The organism is Nocardia brasiliensis ATCC 700358, assembly GCF_000250675.2.
Lineage (GTDB): Bacteria > Actinomycetota > Actinomycetes > Mycobacteriales > Mycobacteriaceae > Nocardia > Nocardia brasiliensis_B.
On sequence record NC_018681.1, the window covers coordinates 5,120,892 to 5,144,221 of the forward strand.

17 protein-coding genes are annotated in these 23,330 nt (G+C 67.3%); 12 read left to right on the top strand and 5 right to left on the bottom strand.

Annotation, left to right across the window (positions count from 1 at the left end; all coding sequences use genetic code 11):
• Positions 1–70 precede the first annotated feature (70 nt).
• The 6 genes from O3I_RS22665 (at position 71) to O3I_RS22690 (ending at position 8,082) form a co-directional block, all read left to right on the top strand.
• Positions 71–1,501 carry a gamma-aminobutyraldehyde dehydrogenase gene (locus O3I_RS22665; protein ID WP_014985314.1) on the top strand — a complete coding sequence of 477 codons (1,431 nt, stop codon included), beginning with the start codon at positions 71–73 and terminating at the stop codon, positions 1,499–1,501.
• Between the two features lie 11 nt (positions 1,502–1,512).
• Positions 1,513–3,066 (top strand): APC family permease, encoded by a 1,554-nt coding sequence (locus O3I_RS22670; RefSeq protein WP_014985315.1) that lies wholly within the window; start codon positions 1,513–1,515, stop codon positions 3,064–3,066.
• Between the two features lie 72 nt (positions 3,067–3,138).
• The gene (gene gabT / locus O3I_RS22675; RefSeq protein WP_014985316.1) at positions 3,139–4,506 is read left to right on the top strand and encodes a 4-aminobutyrate--2-oxoglutarate transaminase; all 1,368 of its coding nucleotides are present in this window, start codon (positions 3,139–3,141) and stop codon (positions 4,504–4,506) included.
• The gene (locus O3I_RS22680; protein WP_014985317.1) at positions 4,499–5,953 is read left to right on the top strand and encodes an NAD-dependent succinate-semialdehyde dehydrogenase; all 1,455 of its coding nucleotides are present in this window, start codon (positions 4,499–4,501) and stop codon (positions 5,951–5,953) included. The genes gabT and O3I_RS22680 overlap by 8 nt, the downstream gene beginning before the upstream one ends.
• Positions 5,954–6,002: 49 nt before the next feature.
• A complete protein-coding gene (locus tag O3I_RS22685) occupies positions 6,003–6,785 on the top strand; it encodes an AraC family transcriptional regulator (RefSeq protein WP_014985318.1) in 783 nt (260 codons plus the stop codon).
• Between the two features lie 136 nt (positions 6,786–6,921).
• Complete coding sequence (locus O3I_RS22690; protein WP_014985319.1) at positions 6,922–8,082, top strand: 4-hydroxybenzoate 3-monooxygenase; 1,161 nt, start codon at positions 6,922–6,924, stop codon at positions 8,080–8,082.
• Between the two features lie 44 nt (positions 8,083–8,126).
• On the opposite strand, the gene O3I_RS22695 is transcribed toward O3I_RS22690, so the two are convergent.
• Positions 8,127–8,759, bottom strand: a complete 633-nt coding sequence (locus O3I_RS22695; protein ID WP_141692040.1) for a hypothetical protein — start codon at positions 8,757–8,759, stop codon at positions 8,127–8,129.
• Positions 8,760–8,989: 230 nt separating this feature from the next.
• Here O3I_RS22695 and O3I_RS22700 point away from each other — a divergent pair, with 230 nt between their 5' ends.
• A complete protein-coding gene (locus tag O3I_RS22700) occupies positions 8,990–9,901 on the top strand; it encodes an alpha/beta hydrolase (protein ID WP_014985322.1) in 912 nt (303 codons plus the stop codon).
• 53 nt (positions 9,902–9,954) lie between these two features.
• On the opposite strand, the gene xylA is transcribed toward O3I_RS22700, so the two are convergent.
• From xylA to O3I_RS22715, 3 genes are all read right to left on the bottom strand, one after another.
• Positions 9,955–11,136 carry a xylose isomerase gene (xylA, locus tag O3I_RS22705; RefSeq protein ID WP_014985323.1) on the bottom strand — a complete coding sequence of 394 codons (1,182 nt, stop codon included), beginning with the start codon at positions 11,134–11,136 and terminating at the stop codon, positions 9,955–9,957.
• Positions 11,137–11,268: 132 nt separating this feature from the next.
• Positions 11,269–11,598: a hypothetical protein gene (locus O3I_RS22710; protein ID WP_041562788.1), complete on the bottom strand. Its 330-nt coding sequence runs from the start codon at positions 11,596–11,598 to the stop codon at positions 11,269–11,271.
• Positions 11,599–11,624: 26 nt separating this feature from the next.
• Positions 11,625–11,933 (bottom strand): hypothetical protein, encoded by a 309-nt coding sequence (locus O3I_RS22715; protein ID WP_014985325.1) that lies wholly within the window; start codon positions 11,931–11,933, stop codon positions 11,625–11,627.
• A gap of 297 nt (positions 11,934–12,230) precedes the next feature.
• On the opposite strand from O3I_RS22715, the gene O3I_RS22720 reads away from it, so the two are divergent.
• Complete coding sequence (locus O3I_RS22720; RefSeq protein ID WP_014985326.1) at positions 12,231–14,183, top strand: FAD-dependent oxidoreductase; 1,953 nt, start codon at positions 12,231–12,233, stop codon at positions 14,181–14,183.
• Between the two features lie 16 nt (positions 14,184–14,199).
• On the opposite strand, the gene O3I_RS22725 is transcribed toward O3I_RS22720, so the two are convergent.
• Complete coding sequence (locus tag O3I_RS22725) at positions 14,200–14,649, bottom strand: hypothetical protein (RefSeq protein WP_141692041.1); 450 nt, start codon at positions 14,647–14,649, stop codon at positions 14,200–14,202.
• Positions 14,650–15,101: 452 nt separating this feature from the next.
• Here O3I_RS22725 and O3I_RS22730 point away from each other — a divergent pair, with 452 nt between their 5' ends.
• The 4 genes from O3I_RS22730 to O3I_RS22745 are packed head-to-tail and all read left to right on the top strand — an operon-like array spanning position 15,102 to position 23,325.
• On the top strand, positions 15,102–15,488 hold the full coding sequence (locus tag O3I_RS22730) for an SseB family protein (protein ID WP_014985328.1): 387 nt from the start codon (positions 15,102–15,104) through the stop codon (positions 15,486–15,488).
• A 21-nt stretch (positions 15,489–15,509) separates the two neighbouring features.
• Complete coding sequence (locus tag O3I_RS22735; RefSeq protein WP_014985329.1) at positions 15,510–16,130, top strand: type VII secretion target; 621 nt, start codon at positions 15,510–15,512, stop codon at positions 16,128–16,130.
• A 2-nt stretch (positions 16,131–16,132) separates the two neighbouring features.
• A complete protein-coding gene (locus tag O3I_RS42850; RefSeq protein ID WP_014985330.1) occupies positions 16,133–22,915 on the top strand; it encodes a putative T7SS-secreted protein in 6,783 nt (2,260 codons plus the stop codon).
• Positions 22,912–23,325, top strand: coding sequence for a hypothetical protein (locus O3I_RS22745; RefSeq protein ID WP_014985331.1), 414 nt, complete (start codon positions 22,912–22,914; stop codon positions 23,323–23,325). Before O3I_RS42850 ends, O3I_RS22745 begins: the two co-directional genes overlap by 4 nt.
• Positions 23,326–23,330: the final 5 nt, after the last annotated feature.

Below are 23,330 nucleotides of genomic sequence, written 5' to 3' on the forward strand. Positions count from 1 at the left end.
GAGTGTGTCTCAGGGCACACTGATCCCAGGGCGAACCGAAGGACACGCCCCGAGAGATGGACGGTGAACAATGTCATTGCCGGTACTCGAGAACTTTATCGACGGCGAATTCGTGGCTTCCGGCGCCGCCGCAACACTCGATCTGGTGAATCCGGTGGACGAGACCGTGGTGGGCCGGGCACCGATCTCGAACCGCGCGGACATCGATGCCGCCATGGCCGCGGCCGCCAGGGCATTCGAATCCTGGGGCCGGACAACGCCGAGTGCGCGCCAGTCCGCGCTGCTGAAGCTGGCCGACGCCATCGAGGCGCACTCCGGCGAACTGGTCGAGGCGCAATGCCGCAACACCGGACAGCCGAAAGCGGTGATCGCCGCCGAAGAGGTCGCGGTCAGCGCCGATCAGATCCGGTTCTTCGCGGGCGCGGCCCGCATGCTGGAGGGCCGCCCCGCCGGCGAGTACATGGCGGGGTTCACCTCTTACGTCCGGCGTGAGCCGATCGGCGTGGTCGGGCAGGTGACGCCCTGGAATTACCCGTTCATGATGGCGATCTGGAAGATCGGCCCCGCGCTGGCCGCGGGCAACACGATCGTGCTCAAGCCGAGCGACACCACACCGGAGAGCACGCTGGTGCTGGCCCGCCTGACGAAAGGCATTCTGCCGAACGGGGTTTTCAACGTCGTACTCGGCGACGCGAGCACCGGCACCGAGCTGGTGAGCCATCCGACTCCGGGGTTGGTGTCGATCACCGGCTCGGTGCGCGCGGGTATCGCGGTGGCCGGATCGGCCGCGCAGCAACTCAAGCGCGCCCACCTCGAGCTCGGCGGCAAAGCACCCGCCGTGGTCTTCGGTGACGTCGATATCGACAGGGCCGCAAGCGGTATCGCCGAAGCCGCATTCTTCAACGCGGGACAAGACTGCACTGCGGCGACCCGGGTGCTCGTGCACGAATCGATCCATGATCAGCTCGTCGACGCGCTGGTCCGGAAAGCGGAAACGCTGAAACCCGGCCTGCCCGAGGACCCGGACACGTTCTACGGCCCGCTCAACAACGCCCGCCACTTCGCCGCGGTACTCGGCAAACTCGCCGCGCTACCCCCGCACGTCAAGGTGGTCACCGGCGGACATCGACTGGGCGAGAAGGGCTTTTTCGTCGAGCCGACGATCGTCACGCAGGTGCGCCAGCACGACGACATCGTCCAGGACGAGACCTTCGGCCCGGTGCTGACCGTGCAACCGTTCCGCGACGAAGCACAGGCCATCGAGTACGCCAACGGCGTCCGCTACGGTTTGGCCGCCAGCGTCTGGACCAAGGATCACGCCACGGTCGAACGCTGCACCCGCGCACTGGATTTCGGTGCGGTGTGGGTGAACTGTCACATCCCACTGGTGGCCGAGATGCCGCACGGCGGCTTCAAGTACTCCGGCTACGGCAAGGACCTTTCCGCCTACAGCGTCGAGGAATACACGCGCGTCAAGCACGTGATGAGCGCGCACGACTAGGCGGCAGATAGATGAGCACAACCAACGCCCCGGGTCCGGAGTTGGTCGACAAAGGACTCGCCTCGGGGCAGGTCGGCGCGTTCGCCGGTGCGGTCCTGGGTGTTTCGACCGTCGCGCCCGGCTACACGCTGACCGCGAGCCTAGGCCTGATCGTGGCCGCCGTGGGTTTGAAACTGCCCGCCATTCTGATCGCGGGCTTCGTCCCGATGTTCCTCACCGCCTACGCCTATCGCGAGCTGAACTCGCGGATGCCCGACTGCGGGGCCTCGTTCACCTGGTCCACCAAGGCCTTCGGGCCGTACGTGGGCTGGATGTGCGGCTGGGGCATGGTGATGGCGACGATCATCGTGCTGTCCAATCTGGCCTCGATCGGCGTCGAATTCCTCTACCTGTTCCTCGCGCGGATATCCGGCAACGGCGCCCTCGCCGAGCTGGCAGGCAACAAGGCCGTCAATATCGCGACCACGCTGCTGTTCATCGCCATCGCCACGGTCGTCGCCGGGCGCGGCGTCACCACCAGCGAACGGGTGCAATACGTGCTCGTCGGGTTCCAGATGGTCGTGCTGCTCGCTTTCGCGGTCATCGCGCTGGTCCGGGTCGGCACGGGCGATGCGCCCGGCGGCTTGTCCTTCGCGCTCGACTGGTTCAACCCGTTCGCCGGAATCACAGTGAGCGCGTTCGCGATCGGCGTCACCGGATCCATCTTCGCGTTCTGGGGCTGGGACACCTGCCTGACCCTCGGCGAGGAATCCAAGAACCCGGACAAGGTGCCGGGCCGCGCCGGTCTGCTGTGCGTGCTCTCGATTCTGCTGACGTACCTGCTGGTCGCGGTGGCGGTGATGATGTACGCCGGGGTCGGCGAGAGCGGTCTCGGCCTGGGCAACGCGGCGAACGCGAACAATGTCTTCGGCGCGCTGGCCGATCCGGTGCTCGGCTGGGCCGGACCGCTGCTCCTGCTGGCGGTGCTCGCCTCCTCGGTGGCCAGCCTGCAAACGACGTTCCTGCCCGCCGCCCGCACGATGCTGGCGATGGGCGCCTACGGGGCGTTCCCGAAGAAGTTCGCCGCCGTGAGCCCGCGTTTTCGGGTACCCGCGTTCAGCACCGTGGTCGCGGGTGTTGTCACCGGGATCTTCTACACCTTGGTGACACTGCTTTCCGAGCACACGCTGATGGATACCGTTGCCGCGCTGGGCATCATGATCTGCTGGTACTACGGCATCACGGCGTTCGCCTGCGTGTGGCATTTCCGCGCCGAATTGTTCAGCAGCGCACGCAATGTCGTGTTCAAGTTCGCGTTTCCGTTACTCGGCGGGTTGATGCTGCTCGCGGTCTTCGCGGTCTCCGTGCGCGAGAGCATGAATCCGGACAACGGCAGCGGTGCGTCGATCGGCGGCATCGGGCTGGTGTTCTTCATGGGCTTCGGCATGCTGTGCCTGGGCGCGGTCCTGATGCTGGCCGCACGATGGTGGAATCCCGGCTTCTTCCGTGACGGCGTGGCCGCGCGCACGGATGCGGTGCCCACCGAACCTGTTGTCCCCGGCTTGGTTCCGGCCGAACTGCGCTAGCACCACCGGTACCGCAAGAGGCCGAACGCTTTTCGGCATGCCCAGACAATTCGACCCGTTAGGGAGTCTTCGATGCTCGATATCGCCCACCGTTTGGCGCAGCAGCGCAATCTCGTCACCGCCTTACCGGGGCCGGGATCGGCGGCGCTCGCCGCCCGCCGCTCGGCCGTGGTGGCGGCCGGAGTCGGGTCCTCGGTGCCGGTCTACGCGGCCGACGCCGACGGCGGCATCATCGTCGACGTCGACGGGAATTCGCTGATAGACCTCGGTTCCGGGATCGCCGTCACCAGTGTCGGTGCGGCCCACCCGGCCGTCACCGCCGCGATCGCCGACCAAGCCACACGGTTCACCCACACCTGTTTCATGGTCACGCCCTACGAGGGCTACGTACAGGTCGCCGAGGAACTCGCCGCACTGACGCCCGGACGGCACGAGAAGCGCTCCGTGCTGTTCAACTCCGGTGCGGAGGCAGTCGAGAACGCGATCAAGGTGGCGCGCTTGGCCACCGGGCGCAGCGCGATCGTCGCGTTCGATCACGCCTACCACGGCCGGACCAACCTGACGATGGCGCTGACCGCGAAGAATCAGCCCTACAAGGCGAATTTCGGTCCGTTCGCGCCGGAGATCTACCGGATGCCGATGTCGTATCCGTACCGCGACGGCGGCCTGTCGGGCGCGGAGGCCGCGCGGCGCGCGATCTCCCGCATCGAGGTGCAGCTCGGCGCCGACGCGGTGGCCGCGCTCATCATCGAACCGATCCAGGGCGAGGGCGGTTTCATCGTGCCCGCCCCCGGTTTCCTTGCGGCCCTGTCCGATTGGGCGGCGCGCAATGGCATCGTGTTCATCGCGGACGAGGTGCAGACGGGCTTCGCCCGCACCGGCGCCTGGTTCGCCAGCGAGCACGAAGGCGTCGTACCCGACATCGTCACCATGGCAAAAGGTATCGCGGGCGGTATGCCACTCGCGGCCGTCACCGGACGGGCCGAGCTGCTCGATGCCGTGCATCCCGGTGGACTCGGCGGGACCTACGGCGGCAACCCGGTGGCCTGCGCGGCCGCGCTCGCCACCATGGCGACCATGCGCGAGCTCGACCTGCCCGCCCGTGCCCGGGCCATCGAGGCCGCGGTGCTGCCGCGGTTGCGCGCGCTGGCCGCGCAGGTCGACGTGATCGGCGACGTGCGCGGACGCGGCGCGATGCTCGCCCTCGAGATCGTGCGCCCAGGCAGTACCGAGCCGGATCCGGTGCTGACCAAAGAAATTGTCGCCCATGCGCTTTCGCGGGGCGTGCTACTGCTCGCCTGCGGCACCTACGGCAACGTCATCCGACTGCTGCCGCCGCTGGTCATCGAGGACGAGTTGCTCGCCGACGGCGTCGAGGTGCTCGCCGAGGCGATCCGCTACCGAGCCCCTTCGACCACCAGGAGAACCGACGATGCGTGACCGAACCGCTCTACTCGATGAGGTGCCGACCGGGCTGTGGCTCGCGGGACGGCAGGTGGCGGCCGGTGACGCCGCCACGTTCCCGGTCCATGATCCGGCGACCGGGGCGGTGCTCGCCGAGGTGGCCGACGCCACGGTCGCCGACGGTGCCGCCGCGCTCGACGCCGCCGCGGCGGCGCAGCGGGACTGGGCCGCGCGGCCGTCCCGCGAACGCGCCGAGATTCTGCATCGGGCCTGGGAACTGGTGCTCGAACGGCGCGACGACTTCGCCTTGCTGATGACCTCGGAGATGGGAAAACCGTTGGCGGAGAGCCACGGTGAGGTCACCTACGGCGCCGAGTTCCTGCGCTGGTTCGCCGAGGAAGCGGTGCGCGTACACGGCCGCTACACCCATTCGCCCTCGGGCAACGGCCGGATCCTGGTGACCAAACAGCCCGTCGGCCCCACGCTGGCAATCACGCCGTGGAACTTTCCGCTCGCAATGGGCACCCGCAAGATCGCGCCCGCGCTCGCCGCCGGCTGCACCATGGTGGTCAAGCCGGCCCCCGAAACTCCGCTCACCATGCTGCTGCTCGGCCGGATGTTCGCCGAGGCCGGCCTGCCGCCCGGTGTGCTGTCGATCCTGCCGACCGCACGCGCGGCCGAATTGACCGGCCCCCTGCTCACCGATCCGCGCCTGCGCAAGGTCACCTTCACCGGTTCCACCGCCGTGGGCAAGCTCCTGCTCGCCCGATCCGCCGACCGGATGCTGCGCACGTCGATGGAGCTCGGCGGCAACGCCCCATTCGTGGTGTTCGCCGACGCGGACCTCGATGCGGCGGTGGACGGCGCGATGGCCGCCAAGATGCGCAATACCGGCGAGGCCTGCACCGCGGCCAACCGTTTCCACGTCGACAATGCGGTGCGCGCGGAGTTCACCGCGAAACTCACCGCCCGCATGCTCGCACTGAAGCTCGGGCCCGGTCACCTCGACGGTGTCCAGGTCGGGCCGCTGATCAACGAGCGACAGCGAAACACGGTCTCCGACTTGGTACTCGACGCCGTGGCGAAGGGGGCGGTCGTCACCACCGGCGGTCACAGCCTGCCCGGCGAAGGATTCTTCTACGCGCCCACCGTCCTCGCCGACGTCCCCGCCGACGCCCGCATCCTGCGCGAGGAGGTCTTCGGCCCCGTCGCCGCGATCACCGGTTTCGACGGCGAAACCGCAGGGGTCGAAGCCGCGAACGACACCGAATTCGGCTTGGCCGCTTACATTTACACCAAAGATCTGGATCGAGCCCTCCGTGTCGCCGAAGCGGTCGAGTCCGGCATGGTCGGCGTCAACCGCGGCATCGTCTCCGACGTCGCGGCCCCTTTCGGCGGCATGAAGCAATCCGGCCTGGGCCGCGAGGCGGGCACCGAAGGCATCGAGGAGTACCTCGAAACCAAATACCTCGCGTTGCGCTGACCGTCGGCCGACCGAATCGGGCGACCAAGTGTCGATAAAATAGCGGTCGATGCTGGAAAATCGCCACAACGCAGAGTCTCCCGCGCCGTTGCCGCAACCGGCGCCGCACGGTGCGGGCTGGCTCGCGCACGGCTTCCACATGGACGCGCATTCGCATACCGACGGCCAACTGGTGTACGCGGCGTCGGGGGTCTTGGCCACCACGACCGAGCGCGGCACCTGGGTCGCGCCCGCCAACCGGGTGACGTGGACGCCACCGGGATTCGTGCACTCGCACCGCTTCTACGGCGGGACCGACGCGCGGCTGGTCGTCGTTCCCGCCGAGCTGTGTCCTGCCCTGGTGCCGCGGCCCGCGGTGTTCGCCGTGAATCCCTTACTGCGCGAAGCCATTCTGGCGCTGACCACGCGACCGGAAGTCCGTCCCGGCGCGCATGAACGGCTACGTGCGGTGGTGATCGACGAACTCGTCGAGGCACCCGGACAGTCCCTGCATCTGCCCGAACCCCGGGACGACCGGCTGCGCGCGGTCACCGATCTGCTGCGTGGCGATCCCGCACAGACCACGACGCTGGTGGAATTGGGCCGCGTCGTCGGAGCGAGCGGGCGTACCCTCACCCGCCTGTTCCACGACGAGCTCGGGATGAGTTTCCACCGCTGGCGGACCATCCTGCGCATCCATCACGCGCTGGTCGAGCTGGGCGCCGGCCGATCCGTCACCGACACCGCGATCGCGTGCGGCTGGTCCAATCCCACGAGCTTCATCGAGGCCTTCACCGCCGTCGTCGGCCAGACACCGGGCCGCTACCAGGCCGATCTCCGCGACGGAACGTAGCCGCGGCAGTTTGGCGAGTTTGCCGTATCTGCTGTCCATTCACCGGTTGGCAGCATCTGCGCCCCGGGACCAGAGTGGTGGTCGGGCCGCGAACGGCCACCCCTACTGAGCTATTTCCCAAGAGGAGTTTCGAAACATGAGCAGAACAGCTGAGCACCCGGCCGTAGTCGTCGTCGGCGCCGGTGTGGCCGGGCTCACGCTCGGTAATTTCTTGCTGCGCAACGGTATCGGCTGCGTCATCCTGGAGAAGGAGAGCCGGGAGCAGGTCGAGCAGCGGCAACGAGCCGGGGCGCTCGACGGCCGCGGTGTACGGATGCTTCGCGAGTGGGGTTTCGGCGAGGTGGTCGACGGTTTCTCGACCAGGACGGCCGACACCGCCTATATGCCGCTGCTGATCGAGGGCGAGACACGGCTCTGGAACGCCACCGGCGACGACACCGAGGGCATCTTCTGCACACAGCAGGCCCTCGTCCAGAACCTGATCAGGGTCTTCCTGCGCGACGGCGGCGACCTTCGGTTCGAAGCGCGAGACATCGGTTTGGCCGATCTGCGGGATCGGCCGACGGTCCGCTATCAGGATGCCGCTGGGAACCCGCAGGTGATCGGCTGCGCGCTGGTCGCGGGCTGCGACGGCGATCGCGGCGTCAGCCGGTCGTCCATACCGGACGGCGTCCTCACCCGCTACGCCCACGAGCACGGATACGCCTGGCTGGCCGTGCTCGCCGACGTCCCGGCGGATCCGCCCGCGGTGATGGCGGTGCACTCGCGCGGTTTCGCCGGGCAGATCACCCGCGGCCCGCAGGCGAGCCGCTTCTATCTGCAATGCCCGCTCACCGACACCCTCGACGAGTGGCCGGAAGAACGTATCTGGAGCGAATTGGGCGCCCGCTTCGGCTATCCGGTCGGCCCCGGCCGGATCACCGATAGCCAACTGGTGCCGCTGCGCAGCGTCGTGTACAGCCCCATGCGTTACGGCAACCTCTATCTCCTCGGCGACGCGGCACACCTCGTCTCACCGATGAGCGCGAAAGGGATGAGCATGGCGCTGCACGACGCCGAAGTGTTCGCGCGTGCCGCCATTCACCAAGTCACGCAAGGTGATTCGAGCCTGCTCGACGCCTACACCGAAACCTGCCTGCGCCATATCTGGAACGTCCAGACCGCGGCGGTGCAAATCACCGAAATCATGCACAACGGCGGTGACGCCACCTACGCGGGGGAATTTCGCAAGCAACTCGCGCTCGCCGAACTGCGGCGCATGTCCGAAGCACCTGCGGCCGAACCGCTTTCCGCGTAGTTCGGCAGAATCGTGCCACCGCCCGAATCGGGGCGGTGGCACGGTCAGCCGCACCTCAGGAACTTCACCCTTCCCGCGTAATCGACGGGCAGATAGCGTTCGGGACCGGTCGTCCAAGGCTGGGCCGACAGGGGGTCATATCGCTCAGGCATCGTGACGCCTGCCGGTGCCGCCGCCACGAAACCGGCGGCCGCCGTTGTTCGGGTCGCGCGCCACAGGTGATCACGGAACGCGACGACACCCGCGATGTCGGTGTCGCGGGCGCTCCCGCGCAACGCGGCGACCTTGGCGGCGACGCCTTCGGTGGACAGATAGATCGGCGAACCGTCCGGCTGCACGTCACCGTCGATGCTGATCACATCGTGCATCCCATACCGGGACCGCAGCACCGCCGCGATCTCCGACTGCGCGAAGACCGGGATATCGCGCGCCTCACGCGCGACGACGACCGCGTCGGCGAGTGCCTCGTTGACCGGACCCGGTTCATGGTCGCCGCTGGACGGATCGGCCGGACTCCGGTAGCCGAAGCTGTACGCGACGATCATCGTGAGAGATTCCGCCGGTCGAGTGGGCACGGTCCACAAGTCCGGCGTCGCACAACCAGCCGGTGCGATCGGTTCGGCGGCCGCCGAACCGCAGTACGACACCGCGCCGGCCAGCGCGACCGTGGCAGCCACCACCGACACGGTGCGCAACCTGTGGATTCTCCGGTCCATGCATTCGCTCGCTTTCGTCGAGTCCTTGTCTCGCGACTACGGATGGGCAGCCCCTTCGATCATGCGCTGTGCCCGGCCGGTGCGAGCCCTGGAGTGACGGTCGACACCTGTTGCCCGCCGGCTCCCATAGCGGACACCCGGGACCAGTAGGGTGTCGGCGATGCGCTAGGGAAGAGGAGGTGCCGGCCATCATGGTGATCGGATCGCGGCGACTCCGCCGGCTGGTCGTTGCCGTCCTGGTCGCGCTGGTCACCCTGGCGATCGCGTACGGGCCACGGGAACCCATCGCACCGGCTATGGTCAGCTCCGGCATCGTGGCCGCTACCCCGGACAAGCCGTTGCGCATCGCGTACGACACGGCGCCGGACTGTTTCGGCGAGCTTTATCTACCGCGCACCGGACAGGGCCCGTTTCCGGTCGTGGTGTTGATCCACGGCGGCGGCTGGTCACAGAATCGCACGCTCACCCAATTCGACGCCCAGTCAAGGGCTTTGGCGGAGCACGGGGTGGCGGTGTGGAATATCGAATACCGTCGGGTCAACGGGGCGGGCGGCTGGCCGGTCACCCTCACCGACGTCGCGGACGCGGTGCTGGCGCTCGCCGGAACCGTGCAGCAGCAGTCGGGGAACGCGCTGGATCTACAGCGGATCCAAGTCGCGGGACACTCGGCAGGCGGTCATTTGGCCGCGTGGGTGGCGGGACGGTTCCAGCGGTCGCCGGAGCCCAAGGCGCTGCGAATCCGCAGTGCCACCCTCATGTCCGCGGTGCTCGATCCCGAATACGCCGTCACCAAAGGGCGCGACGGATTCGTCCGGAAACTTCTCGGCGGCTCGCCCAGCGAGGTCCCCGAACGCTACCGGTACGCCTCCCCCATCGCCCATCTGCCGACCGGTATGCGCATCACCGCGCTGCACGGCGACGCCGACACCGTAGTGGCGCCGGAACAAAGCCGCCGCTACGTCAACGCGGCCAGACGCGCGGGCAACAGTGCCGACCTGCGGTTGCTGCCGGGCACGGGGCACGGCGAATTCGCCGACGCCACCTCCTCGGCGTGGGCCATCGCGCAACAGGTCATCCTCGACCACGCCGAGACGGTGCGCTGAACCGCTGCGTAGCCAGCTTCGTTATTTCGCACCGTGCCGCGCGGTTCCTGAACTCACCGCGCGCCGAGGAGATGTTCCAGCGCAAGCTGATTCAGCCGGACGAAGCCGTAACCCCGCGCGCCGGCACGATCGGCGTCGAAAGCGGTCGAATCGAATTCAGCCAGCAGGCCGGCATAGGTTTCACCCGCCGCCAAAGTCGGCGTGCGCAATTCGTCGACACCCGCGGTTGCCAAAGCTTCGCGCACCTCGGGATCGGCCCGGAACGCTCGCGCGCGCTCGCGCAGCAACAGATACGTCCGCATGTTCGCGGCGGCCGAATCCCACACGCCCGCCATGTCTTCGGTCCGTGACGGTTTGTAGTCGAAATGCCGGGGGCCGGTATAGACGGGCGCACCGTCCGGGCCACCGTGCTCCAGCAGGTCGACCAGGGCGAAGGCGTTCATCAGGTCGCCGTGCCCGAAAACCAGGTCCTGGTCGTATTTGATGCCGCGCTGGCCGTTGAGGTCGATATGGAACAGTTTGCCGTGCCACAGCGCCTGCGCGACGCCGTGCGCGAAGTTCAATCCGGCCACCTGTTCATGTCCCACTTCGGGATTGACGCCGACCAGCTCCGGATGCGCGAGCGTACCGATGAATGCCAGCGCGTGCCCGACGGTCGGCAGCAGGATGTCGCCGCGTGGCTCGTTCGGTTTGGGCTCGATCGCGAACCGCAGATCGTAGCCGCGCTCGCGGACGAATCCGGTGAGCACATCCAGGCTTTCGCGGTAACGGTCCAGTGCGGCGCGCACATCCTTGGCGCTGTCGTACTCCGCGCCTTCGCGACCGCCCCACAGCACATAGGTCCGTGCCCCCAATTCGGCGGCCAGCTCCACGTTTCGGAGCACCTTGCGCAGCGCGAACCGGCGCACCGCGCGATCGTTGCTGGTGAACCCGCCGTCCTTGAACACCGGATGCGTGAACAGGTTCGTGGTCATCATCGACACCACGAGCCCGGTCTCCTGCAACGCTTTTCGCAGATTCTCGACCCGGTGCGCGCGTTCGGCAGCGGAGGCGTCGAACGGGATCAGATCGTCATCGTGGAAACTGAGACCATACGCACCGAGTTCCGCGAGCCGATGCACCGCCGCCACCGCATCCAGCTCGGGCCGCGTGGCGTCCCCGAACGGATCCCGCCCCCGCCACCCCACCGTCCACAACCCGAACGAGAACTTGTCCGCAGGAGTCGGCGCCACCATATCGATCCTAGAGTTCGCTCAGATACTGACCTGAGCAACTATCCCGCCGCCCGCACCCCGAAGCAACCACCGCATGACCGACGGGGTCCACTCCACGCAGCTTCCGCAGGAGATCGTCCGCGCCTCGACCGATCAGGACACCGACGGGCCGCGGCGCCCGGCTTCCGGATTCGCGATGCGAACGAATGCGCCCGTTCCGGGATCGATGCGATGGGGGCCGCGGAGGGGTCGGGGGTCGTTGCTCAGTGCGACCTTCAGTTCCTTCGGCTGATGACCGGCTTCGGCGGCACTGGCGCGGGCGGTCTCGATAGCTTCGGCTTCGGGTATGTCTCGTCCGCCGGCGAAGACGACCGCGACGTGCTGGTGCACGATTCGACCGGATCCGGCTTCGTAGAGCGCGACGGTGCGGACGCTGGTTACTTCGGGCACTTCTCCAGCGCCCTGCAACAGTGGAAGTTCCATCTCGACTCCTCCGAAATATGCTGGGATCACGCCCAGATGAACCAGTTGAGCACCACGTCGGTGTGGCAGTTGTCGGAAATCAGCAGCCCGCTGACCTCGGTAATGTCCCGCGCGTAGAAGGTCGGCGTATGGACCGGTAGGTCGTGCATGGCCCCGTCCGCAGTCCGATAGCGGATCCATGCCGCGATGGCGCGCGCGATCGGCGTCGCCCATTCGTCCCAATCGAATCTGGACGACAGACTCATCTGCACGACAGCGGTCACCGGCGCGAACGAATACTGAATGCTGACAGTCTGATTCCAAGCCTCATGCCAGGCTATCCACTGCCCCTTCATCTGATCACCCCTCCCGAAAGCGGCACTCCAACCGTGCCATCCCTTCGCAGGGTGTCAGGAAAGCCACCGGGAGACCACGATCCGGTCCTGTCAGCGAACCGGGCCAGCCAGTAAACCACGCCCCCGATTCAGGCCCAGTTCTTCGACCAAATCCCCAAGGCTACGTCCCCGATCACCCCGGAAAGTGAATGTCCATTCTGCCACTGCACATACTCTACCTGCATGTTTTCAGTAATTTGTGCGATGGGACCGCGCGGCGTGGTTAACTCGGGCGGCAGTGGAGAAGGGGAGATTCGGATGGAGCCGACGGGCGAGCAGCGGGCAGCGCTGCGGATGATTTGCGATACCTTCGTTCCCGGCGACGGTTCGACGCTGCCGTCGGCGAGTGAACTGGGGGCGGTGGACACCGTGTTCCGGCTGTTGCGGCGCAGCCCGCGGGAGGCGGATCGAAAGCAGCTGGCAATGTTGTTGGGGTGGTGGGATTCTCGTCTCACCGGCGTACTTCTCGGTGCGGGGCCGCGGCGGTTTTCCACACTGTCGCAACAGGAACGGGAGCAGGCACTACTGCGGCTGGGTGATTCCCGGCTGGGGCCGGTGCGGGCGATCTTCCAAGCGCTCAAACAGGCCTCGCTGCTCGCCTACAACGTGACGCCCGGCCCGACGGGCACTAATCCCCTGTGGCGGGAAATCGGCTACCCCGCGCCGCAGGGACCGCTCGGCAGCGCCCCGCAACCCGCGCTCACACCCCTGCGCTACACCGAGAACACCACGCTCACCTGCGATGTCGTCATCGTCGGATCGGGTGCGGGCGGGGGCACCGCGGCAGCCGTGCTGGCCGAAGCGGGCCTCGACGTGATCGTGTTGGAGCGCGGAAACTATTACGACGATCGGGATTTCGGCGCGGGCGAACTCGCCGCACTGGAACAGCTCTACGCGCCCGGCGCCAGTTCCGCGGAGGGACAGATCACCCTGGTCGCCGGCACCTGCCTGGGTGGCGGCACGGTGGTCAACTGGAGCACCTCACTGCCGACTCCCGATACCGTCCGTGCGGAATGGGCCGCGCTGGGCGCGAAGCAGTTCGCGGAGGCCGAGTTCGACGAAGCGCTGAAGGTGGTGAGCGAACGACTGGCCGTCACCGACACCCGCTCTCCCCTCTCGGCCCGCGACGGCGTGCTGGAACGCGGCGCGCAAGCGCTCGGCTGGGACGTAAGCACCTTGCCGCGCAACGTGACCGACGCCTGCGACGCCGGAAAGGAATGCGGTTCCTGCGGTTACGGCTGCCGCGTCGGCGCCAAACAATCCGTCACCAAGACCTGGCTCGCCGACGCGGCCGCGGCTGGTGCGCGGCTGGTCGTCGACGCGAACGTGCGCCGTATCCACGTGAAAAATGGGCGCGCCGAGGGTGTTTCGGCGACCACCGAGTCCGGGGCGCAGATCGAGGTGCGGGCCCGCGCCGTCGTCGTCACCGCGGGCGCGGTGCAGACGCCCGCGCTGCTGCGCCGATCCGGGTTGGGCAACGAGAACATCGGACGCCACCTGCGCCTGCATCCGGCCGCCGCGGTGTTCGGCGTGTTCGAGGAGGAACTGCGGGGCTGGGAGGGCGCGCTACAGGGCCGAATCTGCCGTGAGCACGCGAATCTCGACGGCAACGGCTACGGCGTCCTCTACGAGACCGGGCCGGTGCATCCCGGCCTCGCCCTCGGCTTCATGGGATGGCGCGGGGCGGACGCACACCGGCGCACCCTGCTCGATTTCGCCCGCACCACGCCGATCGGCGTCATCACCCGCGACCGCGACTCGGGCACCGTCACCGTCGACAAATCCGGCGAACCGATCGTCAACTATCGCCTCTCCCCCTACGACGCGGCACACCTGCACACCGGGATCGAAGGTGCCGCAGGCATTCTCGAAGCAGCGGGCGCCCGTCGCATCTTCTCCGGCCATCAGGCCGGCGTCGACTACGAGCCCGGTCGCCGCGGCTCGCACGCCGAATTCGCCGCCGCCTGCCGTGCCGCGGGCTATGGGCCCGGACGTTGCGCCATGGGCGCCTTGCACATCATGGGCTCGGCCCGCATGGGCGGCTCCCCGCAGCTGTCCGCCACCGATCCCGACGGCGCCACCTGGGACGTCCCCAACGTCGTCGTCGCCGACGGCTCCTGCTTCCCCACCGCCTCCGGCGTCAACCCGATGCTCTCCATCGAGGCGATCGCCCACATGAACGCGAAGAGGTTGGCCGCCAGGCTGACCTGAGCTGTCGCGGCGGCGCTCAACACCTCTCGTACCGATCCGCCAGCTTCTGCTCGACCGCGCCCGGCGTATAACCGCGCCGAGTGCACCCGAGGATCGCGACGGTGGCGGACCCGATGCGCCACCGCGCACCGGACAGTGCGGTGAACTCGCGGCCGAGGCGGCGATAGGCCGCGCTCACCGCTCGGAAGTCACTCGTGCGCACCAGGTTCAGGCTGATGTTATCCACCCCGACGTCGAAGAAGCTCGGATCGACACCTCGGCGCACCTCGATTTGCGGCTCCCGCCAACGGAAGCCGGGCTCGGCCGTCCGGTTTCGGAAGGTTCGGACCACCGCTGCGGCCTGTTCGGCCGACGCGTTCTCGATCAGGACGACCTCGACCGTGATCGTCTTACCGGTCGACACGAAAACCTGCTGTACTCCCGGCATTTCACCGAGCGCCTGCTGGAGGTCGCTCGATGTGGACACTGCGTTGTCCGAGAGCAGGGTGCACGCCGCCACTGTCGCGAAAACGACCCAGGGCAGAAGCAATGCGCCTCCCAGCCGCCGGAGCTTCGAACGCTGCGGTCTGTCGACGGTCACGATTCACCGAATCCCGTCGAGCGGGTGCTGCGGAACAGACGCCGGACACAACGGGCCGACTATCTCCAGCGCGATTCCCCGCCTCGAAGCTGTGCTGACGACCAAACGTACTGCACCGTCAGACGGCCTCGATGCCCCCAGTTCCACCGGCACAGGCTGACGCCCTCGATTTGCCACCTCCCTGTCGAACACAGGCCAGCCAGCTGAGATCTCTCGTGCCGGTGAAAATGAGGGCGCTCCAGCAACTTTGTAGCGTTACCGCAGGGTGGCGAGATGTGCGTACACTCTGTTGAACTCGTTCAGCGGACAATGCATAATCACAGGGGAGGGTTCGGGGGATGTCCGACGCCGACGGCCGGGGGATTCTGCGCGGTGAAATCGCCGCATTCTATGCCGGTTTCGGTCAGGCCGAAGCCCTGCAGGCCGCGTTTCGGCAGGCAGCGCTGTTCGTGCCGGTGACCGACGACGAGCGCATCTCCACCTCGCAGGTGGGTGGTGTCGATTGGCTGTGTGCGTTCACCAGCATCGAGGAATACGCCCGCTACATGACGGCGCGCGGCTATCTGGCCGAGGACGGTATCGAGGCCGACCGGGAGTACCGGTACCACACCCTCTCGGGTTGGCGACTGCTCGACTACGCCGAATCGTGCAAGCAACCCACCGGCATCGCCGTAGACATCGTGGGGTCGACCCCCATGGCATTTCCACCCGAAGTAACCGAGTAACACACGAATCGAGGGGGCAGCGTGACCCAGCAGGTAAAGGTCGATCCTGCGGTGCTGCAGCAGGCCGCAAAAGGCATTCAGTCCACCATCGGCGAGCTGTCGAACCTGGGCATCGGCGAAACCGGCAACATGGGCCGCGGTTTCGCCCTGCTCACCCTGTCGACGATGGAGGCGGGCAAGCACACGGTGCAGAAGACCTTCGAGGAGTTCACCGAGCGCTGGTCGTGGGGCGTCCGGGCATTGGTGCAGGCGGGCAACTCGATCGCCAGGACGCTCGGCCTGGCGGCGGGGCGCTACCACGAGATGGACGAGAAAGCCGAAGGCATGCTCAAGAAGATGTGGACCCACCTGGCGGGTAACCCGCATCTCACCGACGAGCAGATCACCGCCCGTTCCTGGGGAGACACCTTCTCCGACAACGCCTTCAACCATATTCGCAACGCGGACTACAGCATGCAGTCGTTCGACAATGCGAACCAGAAGATCATGACGAACCTCAAAGTGATCGAAGCGGTCGCCCCGCAGGCGATCGCGAATGTGTCCCCGGTCAGCGGCAGCCTGCTCTCCGGTCAGACACCCGGGTGGGACACCGGCGCCGCGAAGAAGGCCGCCGAAATCATGAAACAGTCTGAAGGGCAGTAGGTTTGGGACTCTGGGATGTTGTCAACGACATCGGCAACGCGATCGAGGACGGTGTCGAAGCGGTCGTCGAGGGCGTCGGACAGGTCGCCGACGACGCGCTGGACCTGCTCTCCGACGGCGCGAAGGCGATCGGCCTCGACGGCATTGCCGAGGGCTTGGACGACCTCGGCGACAACATAGCCGCCGGGACCGGCGGCGACGTCGAGGAGGAAGAACTCGGCGAGACCGAGGATCCGAAAGAACTGATCCGCGGCGAGCCGACCGAAATCAGCTCCACCGCACAGACCTTGCAGAAGATGGCCACCGCCATCGATTCGACCGGGCAGGCGCTCAAGCAGATCGATGCCGCCGAATGGGTCGGCGACGGCGCGGACGCGTTCAACGCGGTCTACGACAAGCAGCCGAAACTGTGGTTCGACTGCGCCGACGCCTTCACCTCGGCAGCCAAGGCGATGGAAGCCTGGCACAACGAGGTGAAGACCGGACAGGGCAAGGCCGCCGACGCCATCGATAAGTGGAAGGCCGCCGACGCGGAGGAACGCAGACAGAAGAACTGGTGGAACTCGCTCACCGGCGAACAGCAGGCGCAGACCACGCTCGTCGACACCTGGACGTCGATGCGCAACGAAGCGCGAGAGATCCTGCGCGGAGCGCGAACTCAGCGTGACAACGGGGCGTCCATCGCCGTGGGCGCGCTCAGCGCCGCCACCGACAAGGCGCCGAAGGAACCACCTTTCACCGACCGCTGGATCGCCAACCTCTCGGATATGGGCGGCGTTCTCGAACACGGGGCGTTGAACTTCACCTCCGGGCTGCTCACCAGCTTCACCGGACTCGTGCAGTTCGTGCGTCAGGTCAACCCGACCGACATCTACAACATGACCCACCCCGCCGAATACGCGGCCGGCCTCTCCGATCTCGCGACGGGACTGGTTGTCGCAGTGGCGGATCCGGGCGCGACGGTCTCGGCGATACTGTCCGACGCCAGGAAGAATCCGTTCGAATTCATGGGCGCGCTGACCGGTGACGCGCTGCTCACCGCCGCTACCGGCGGTGGCGGTAGCGCCAAGGTCGCCGTCAGTGCGCTGCGGAAAATGAAGGACGCGGGCCGGCTCGCCCGTGTCGCCGACGATGTCGGCGACGTCGGACGGCACCTGCCCAATTCGACGCACACCCCGAGCGGCACGCCGTCGCACATGTCGATGGAGACCTCGCAGCGACCCGCGCCCACCCGGGTGGACAACGGGCATACGCCCACCGACACCAACCCGGTGCAGGCGAGCAATCGTCCGGAGACCCACGCCCCGAGGCACGAAAATGTCGGCGGTGCAAACGATTCGGCGACCGAGCGACCCCATCGGCCGGAGTCCCCGGCCTCGGGTCCGGCGCACCACGCGCCCGATCCGGCACCCACTCGGCACGAGGATCCGGACCCCGCACCGAGCTCGCATGCCGACCCCTCCCCTACCTCGCATACCGACTCCTCGCCCACCCCGAACCAGCACGCGGATCCCGGCCCCGACCGGTCGCCGGTCACCCACCGCGATCCCGACCCCGCACCGTCGCCACACACGAACGCGGACCCGACCCCGGCCGCGCGCCCCGACTCGGATCCACCACCGCATCGCACCGACCCCCGGCCAGAGGCGTTGCGCCCCACGACCCACACCGACAACCCCTCGACGGTGCACCCCGATCCCGGACACGCACCCCATTCCCGCACCGACGCCGACTCGCCGCACGCCAATTCCAATGCGCCGCAAGCAAACCCCGAGACACGATCCCCGCACGTCAGCGCCGACACCACACCGAACACCCACGCGAACCCCGACACCACACGAACGCCGCACACCGACACCACACCGGGCACGCGTGATAACTCCGATGCGACACGATCACCGGGCGCGAACTCCGACGCCACACCCGACACGCGCGCAAACCCCGACTCCACGCGGTCACCTCGAGAGAACCCCGAAGCGGCACCCGACGCACGAGCGAACCCTGACCCCACACGATCGCCTCAGGCGAATTCCGAAGCGGCGCCGCGTGTTCGCACCGACCCGGACCACGCTTCGACCACAAACCCGGACCAAGCGCCGCCCGCACGCGCCGACTCCGGGGCCACGCCACATCAGACCGACCCGACGTCGGTCCGCCCGCACACGCCCGACACGCAGCCGGGCCCCGCACGCCAACCCGATCCCGCACCTGTCTGGCAGACCGGTCCGTGGTCGCATCCCGACCCTCCGGCGCCGTACCCCCGCCCGGATCCCGCACCGGGTGTCCGCGCGCAGCCGGACCCCACGCGCGCCTACTCCGATCTCCCCTCTTCGTCACGACCGGAACCCGGGGCCCGCACCCCGCTGGATCGAACGCCTGCCGGACGGGCGCAGCCGGACCCCGCCACGCGTCCCTTCGCAGATCCGAAACCGGACGCCCGCCCGCACCGCGACACGATCCCCACCAACCGTGCCGACCCGTCGACTGCCCGGCCCACTCCCGACCGCGCTCCACAGCGCGCACACGCTGAACCTTCGGCCCGCACGCAACCGGACCAACCGGGTCGGCACGCCGATCCCCACGCGAACAGGCCTACGCCCCATCAGGATCCGTCTCGCACACCGGATAGCGGTGACCGCCATCAGCGCCCGCACAGGCACGACGACCCACGACGCGATTCTCGGCCCGACCTGGATCACCCGCGTGACCGCGACCACCGGCCAACCCGCGACCCCGAACACGACCGTCCTCGCGACCTCGATGACACACCCCGCGAACGCCACCCGGAGAACGACCGCCGACCAACCCACGATCGTGGCCCCGGCCACCAGCGCGGACCAGACGATTCGCCGCGCGACCGCCACCCCGACCGCACCGACAACCGCGACCGCCCACACGACCCCGAGCACTCACCGCGGGACCGCCACTCCGACCGCGACCACGAACGCACCCGGGACCGCGAACACGACAACGACCGCCCCCGCGACCTCGACGACGCACCCCGCGATCGCCACACCGACCGCGACCGTCCGCACGATCCTGACAACCCGCCGCGGGAGTACCGCGACCCCGACGCCGATCATCCCGCCCGGGATCGCGCCGAGGCCGACCGGAATGCGCACGAGCACGCGCGAGAGTCGGGCCCCGAGGCCGATCGGACACCGGCACAGCGGACCTGTTCCACCGACCCGGTCGATATCAGCACCGGCGAATTCCTGCTTCCCGACACCGATCTCGATCTGCCCGGTGTGCTGCCGCTGACCTTGCAGCGGGCCCATCATTCGAATTACAGGTTCGGACGCTGGTTCGGTCCGTCGTGGTCCAGCACGCTGGACGCGAGGATCGTGGTCGAGGACGCGGGTGTCACGTTCATCGGCGAGAACGCGATGATGCTCGCCTACCCGCATGCCGAGGTCGGCGTTCCGGTGCACCCGCTCACCGAAGGGCAGCAGTGGTCGTTGACCCGCACCGATACCGGCGGGTACCGGGTATGGGATCAACGAGCGGAGGTGCTCTGGCATTTCGCGCCGGAACTGGGGCTCGACGGCATCGAGGCCAGATTCGGCAACTACGCGATCTCGGCGATCACCGACCGGCACCGCAACCGTATCCGTTTCCACTACGACGCCGACGGTGTGCCGGTCGAGGTCACACACTCGGGCGGGTATCGGGTCCGGATCGATTCGGACGGTGCGCGGATCACCGGCCTGTCGCTGCTCTCCGACGATCCCGAATCGTCCACCCGGGTGCTGGAGTTCACCTACGCCGGAACAGATTTGGTCGCGGTCACCGATGCCGACGGAGCCACCACCCGGTACACCTACGACGTCGAGCACCGGATGACGTCGTGGGCCGATGCCAACGGCAACCAGATGGTGAACACCTACGACGAGGCCGGTCGCGTCGCTTTCCAGCGCGGCACCGCCGGAATGCTGAACTGCGACTACGACTACCTGGAACTCCCCGACGGCACCGGCCGGCTCACCATGGTCACGGATTCGTTCGGCGCCACCACGTCGCACGGCTTCGACCGCGAACTGCAACTGCGTGATCTCGTCGACCCGATCGGCGGCCGCACGCACATCGACTACAACGCCGACCGCAGGCCGCTGACCGTCACCGGTCCGGACGGCGCGACCACCCGCTACCAGTACAACGGCGCGGGTGACTGTGCGAAAGTCGTTCGACCGGATGGGTATTCGACCGAGGTCGAGTATCTCTGGCGCAACCGTCCGCTCACCATCACCTCGCCCGACGGTTCGGTAACGCGCCGGGAATGGTCCACAGACGGCAATCTCGCCGCGGCGGTCGACACCATGGGAAACCGCACCGAATTCACCTATCACCCCAACGGCGCACTGGCGTCCGTCGTCGAAGCCAACGGTGCCCGCACCACCTTTCAGGTGGATCAGGCCGGGCTGCTGACCCAGGTCACCGAGCCGCACGGCGCGGTGACGCATATCCGCCGCGACGCCGCAGGCCGTACCACCCACATCATCGATCCCCTCGGCGAGGTCACCCGCTTCGACTGGTCTGCCGCCGGAAAGCTGCTGCGCAGAACGGATCCCGACGGGCGCAGCGAATCGTGGACCTACGACGGCGAGGGCAACATCCGCAGTCGCACCGATCGCACCGGCGCGGTCACCCGGCTCGTGTACGGCGATTTCGACCTCCTGCGCTCCCGAACCGATCCGGACGGCTCGACCACTCGCTACACCTGGGACACCGAACGCCGCCTCGTCGCCGTACACAACCCGATCGGCCAGAACTGGACCTACGAATACGACAGTGCCGGAAGGCTGGTCGCCGAGACCACGTACAGCGGCGCGACCACCCGATATGCGTACGACCGCGCGGGGCGGGTCAACGCGATCACCCCGGCAACCGGCGCGACTCGTCACCAGCACCACGACGTCCTCGGCCGCCTGACGGAGATTTCCGCGGGCGACGAGTGGGTCCGCTACACCCACGACCCGGCAGGCCGCGTCCTGGCTGCGGTGAACGGCGTCGGCGCGGATCTCACCCATCGTCTCGAATTCGCGTACACCGCAATCGGTGCCGTTGTGTCCGAGAAACTCGACGCCAACCCGCCGATGCTCTTCGAACACGACAGGCGCGGCCACCGCACGCGCCGAACCACACCTTCGGGCGCCGTCGCCACCTGGCACCACGATGTCACCGGCCGCCTCGACCATCTCAACGCCGACGACCACGACATCACCTTCGACTACGACCCGCTCGGGCGGCTGACCACCTGGCGGGTAGGCGAAGTGGCCGTCACGCGTGGTCTCACCACCCTCGGCCGAGTGACGCACCAAGAGGTGACCGCCTTTCCGCCACGCTCCCTGTCACTGGAAGCCGGGCCGTCGGCTCGACCGGACCCGACCCGCCTTCGTCGCGACGAATTCGCCTATCGCCCAGACGGATACCTCATCTCCCACACCATCGACCGTCCGCAGACCAACCCCTTGCGACGCGATTACCAACTCGACCCCGCCGGTCGGGTCACCACCGTTTCGACCGATGGCGCGCCCACCGAGCGCTACACCTACGACGCACTCGACAACATCACCAGCGCCACCGTGTCAGCACCGACACCTGGGGGCAAACCTGACTTTCCGCCCGACAACGGTCGTCGCGAGTACCGCGGCGCTCTCCTCGTCCGGGATGGCCGCACCCGGTTCCACTACGATGCCGCCGGACGGCTGATTCGCAAAACCACTGTCCGGCTGTCCCGGAAACCGGACGTATGGCACTACCGCTACAACGCTTTCGACCAATTGACCGACGCTTGGACGCCGGATCGCCAGTGGTGGCACTACACCTACGACGCCCTCGGCCGCCGCACCACCAAACAACACCTCGCTACCGACGGCACTGTCCTGGAGCGCGTCGACTATCTCTGGGACGGCACACATCTCATCGAGCAGTCCAGCGGTACCGCGACCGTTCGCTGGCAGTACCAACCCGGCTCACACACGCCGCTCACCCAGTCGACCGACCAGGGCACGGTCGATCGCGAGTTCTACGCGATCGTCGCCGATCTCGTAGGTGCCCCCGCCGAATTGGTCGACCCCGCCACCGCCGACACTGTGGCCGAGGCACACACCGATCTATGGGGCCGGACGACTTGGCGCGGGCGAACCGGCTCACCGTTACGGTTCCCCGGCCAGATCCACGACCCCGAAACCGGCCTGCATTACAACATGTTCAGGTACTACAACCCGGACACCGGCCAGTACCTGACACCCGATCCGCTCGGGCTGGACCCCGCACCGAACCCGTACGCCTACACCAGCAATCCGCTCCGGTTCATCGACCCACTCGGTTTGACGCCGACCGCGTGTGAACGCTTCGCCAACTTCTACCGGAAGGTCACGCCGAAGGAACTGCAACGGGCACCGGCCCCCTACCCCGGTGGCCGAATCGGGCACGCGCTGCAGAAACACGGTGTCACCCCTGAGGTTCAAGCATCGATCCTCAACAACCCGCAACGGATCTTCAGCGGGGATTACCACGGCAAGCACCATGTCACCAAGGAGCCCTACATCCGCCCCGTCGACGTCTACTACAGCAAAGGCTCGATTGTCGTCACCGAGGCAGGCAACAAGAACTCCGTCATCACGGCCTATGGTTTGATCGACAAGAACGAAAAGAAGCCGAAAGCGCTCAAACCGGAAAAATGGGCCGAGAGCGAGCATTACGTCGAAATCACCCGTAACAACGGCGCTCATGAAGTGGTGTATCCCACGCGGGAGAGCTGGGAAGGGAACAGCTGGCAGTGACGGTCGAAAACGACCCTCAGGACAACCCGCCATCCGGCCGATGGCAGGCGACGATCGATACCTTCGTCGCAGGCTTCGGCGCGCATCTCGGCGAAGAGGTGACCGTGGTCAAGTCGAACCAGTTCGACGAAGGGTTCTCCTGTCTCCTACGGGGTCCGGCTCCGTCCGGGCCGCTCCAGGTGGCCTGGGAGGGGGTGCTCGGTATGGCGTATGAGGACGGAAAGCCTGACATCAGCGTGTCTTTGTTCCTGTACAGCCGGGGCCGCCGCGTGCGACTCGACGACCAGTCCGGCAGCTATCTCGAGATCGTCTACGAGGGCCCGCTCGACGGCTCGGGCTCTTGGCGCGATCTGGGTTGGTTCGAGGACGGGTTCGGCGAGTTCGAGGCCTACGACCAATACGGCGACTGAACCTC

Bases quoted from the DNA above. Each gene is read 5' to 3' on its own strand.
- O3I_RS22665 (WP_014985314.1), top strand. From the start codon at position 71: ATGTCATTGCCGGTACTCGAGAACTTTATCGACGGCGAATTCGTGGCT.
- O3I_RS22670 (WP_014985315.1), top strand. From the start codon at position 1,513: ATGAGCACAACCAACGCCCCGGGTCCGGAGTTGGTCGACAAAGGACTC.
- gabT (WP_014985316.1), top strand. From the start codon at position 3,139: ATGCTCGATATCGCCCACCGTTTGGCGCAGCAGCGCAATCTCGTCACC.
- O3I_RS22680 (WP_014985317.1), top strand. From the start codon at position 4,499: ATGCGTGACCGAACCGCTCTACTCGATGAGGTGCCGACCGGGCTGTGG.
- O3I_RS22685 (WP_014985318.1), top strand. From the start codon at position 6,003: ATGCTGGAAAATCGCCACAACGCAGAGTCTCCCGCGCCGTTGCCGCAA.
- O3I_RS22690 (WP_014985319.1), top strand. From the start codon at position 6,922: ATGAGCAGAACAGCTGAGCACCCGGCCGTAGTCGTCGTCGGCGCCGGT.
- O3I_RS22700 (WP_014985322.1), top strand. From the start codon at position 8,990: ATGGTGATCGGATCGCGGCGACTCCGCCGGCTGGTCGTTGCCGTCCTG.
- xylA (WP_014985323.1), bottom strand. From the start codon at position 11,136: ATGGTGGCGCCGACTCCTGCGGACAAGTTCTCGTTCGGGTTGTGGACG.
- O3I_RS22710 (WP_041562788.1), bottom strand. From the start codon at position 11,598: ATGGAACTTCCACTGTTGCAGGGCGCTGGAGAAGTGCCCGAAGTAACC.
- O3I_RS22715 (WP_014985325.1), bottom strand. From the start codon at position 11,933: ATGAAGGGGCAGTGGATAGCCTGGCATGAGGCTTGGAATCAGACTGTC.
- O3I_RS22720 (WP_014985326.1), top strand. From the start codon at position 12,231: ATGGAGCCGACGGGCGAGCAGCGGGCAGCGCTGCGGATGATTTGCGAT.
- O3I_RS22730 (WP_014985328.1), top strand. From the start codon at position 15,102: ATGTCCGACGCCGACGGCCGGGGGATTCTGCGCGGTGAAATCGCCGCA.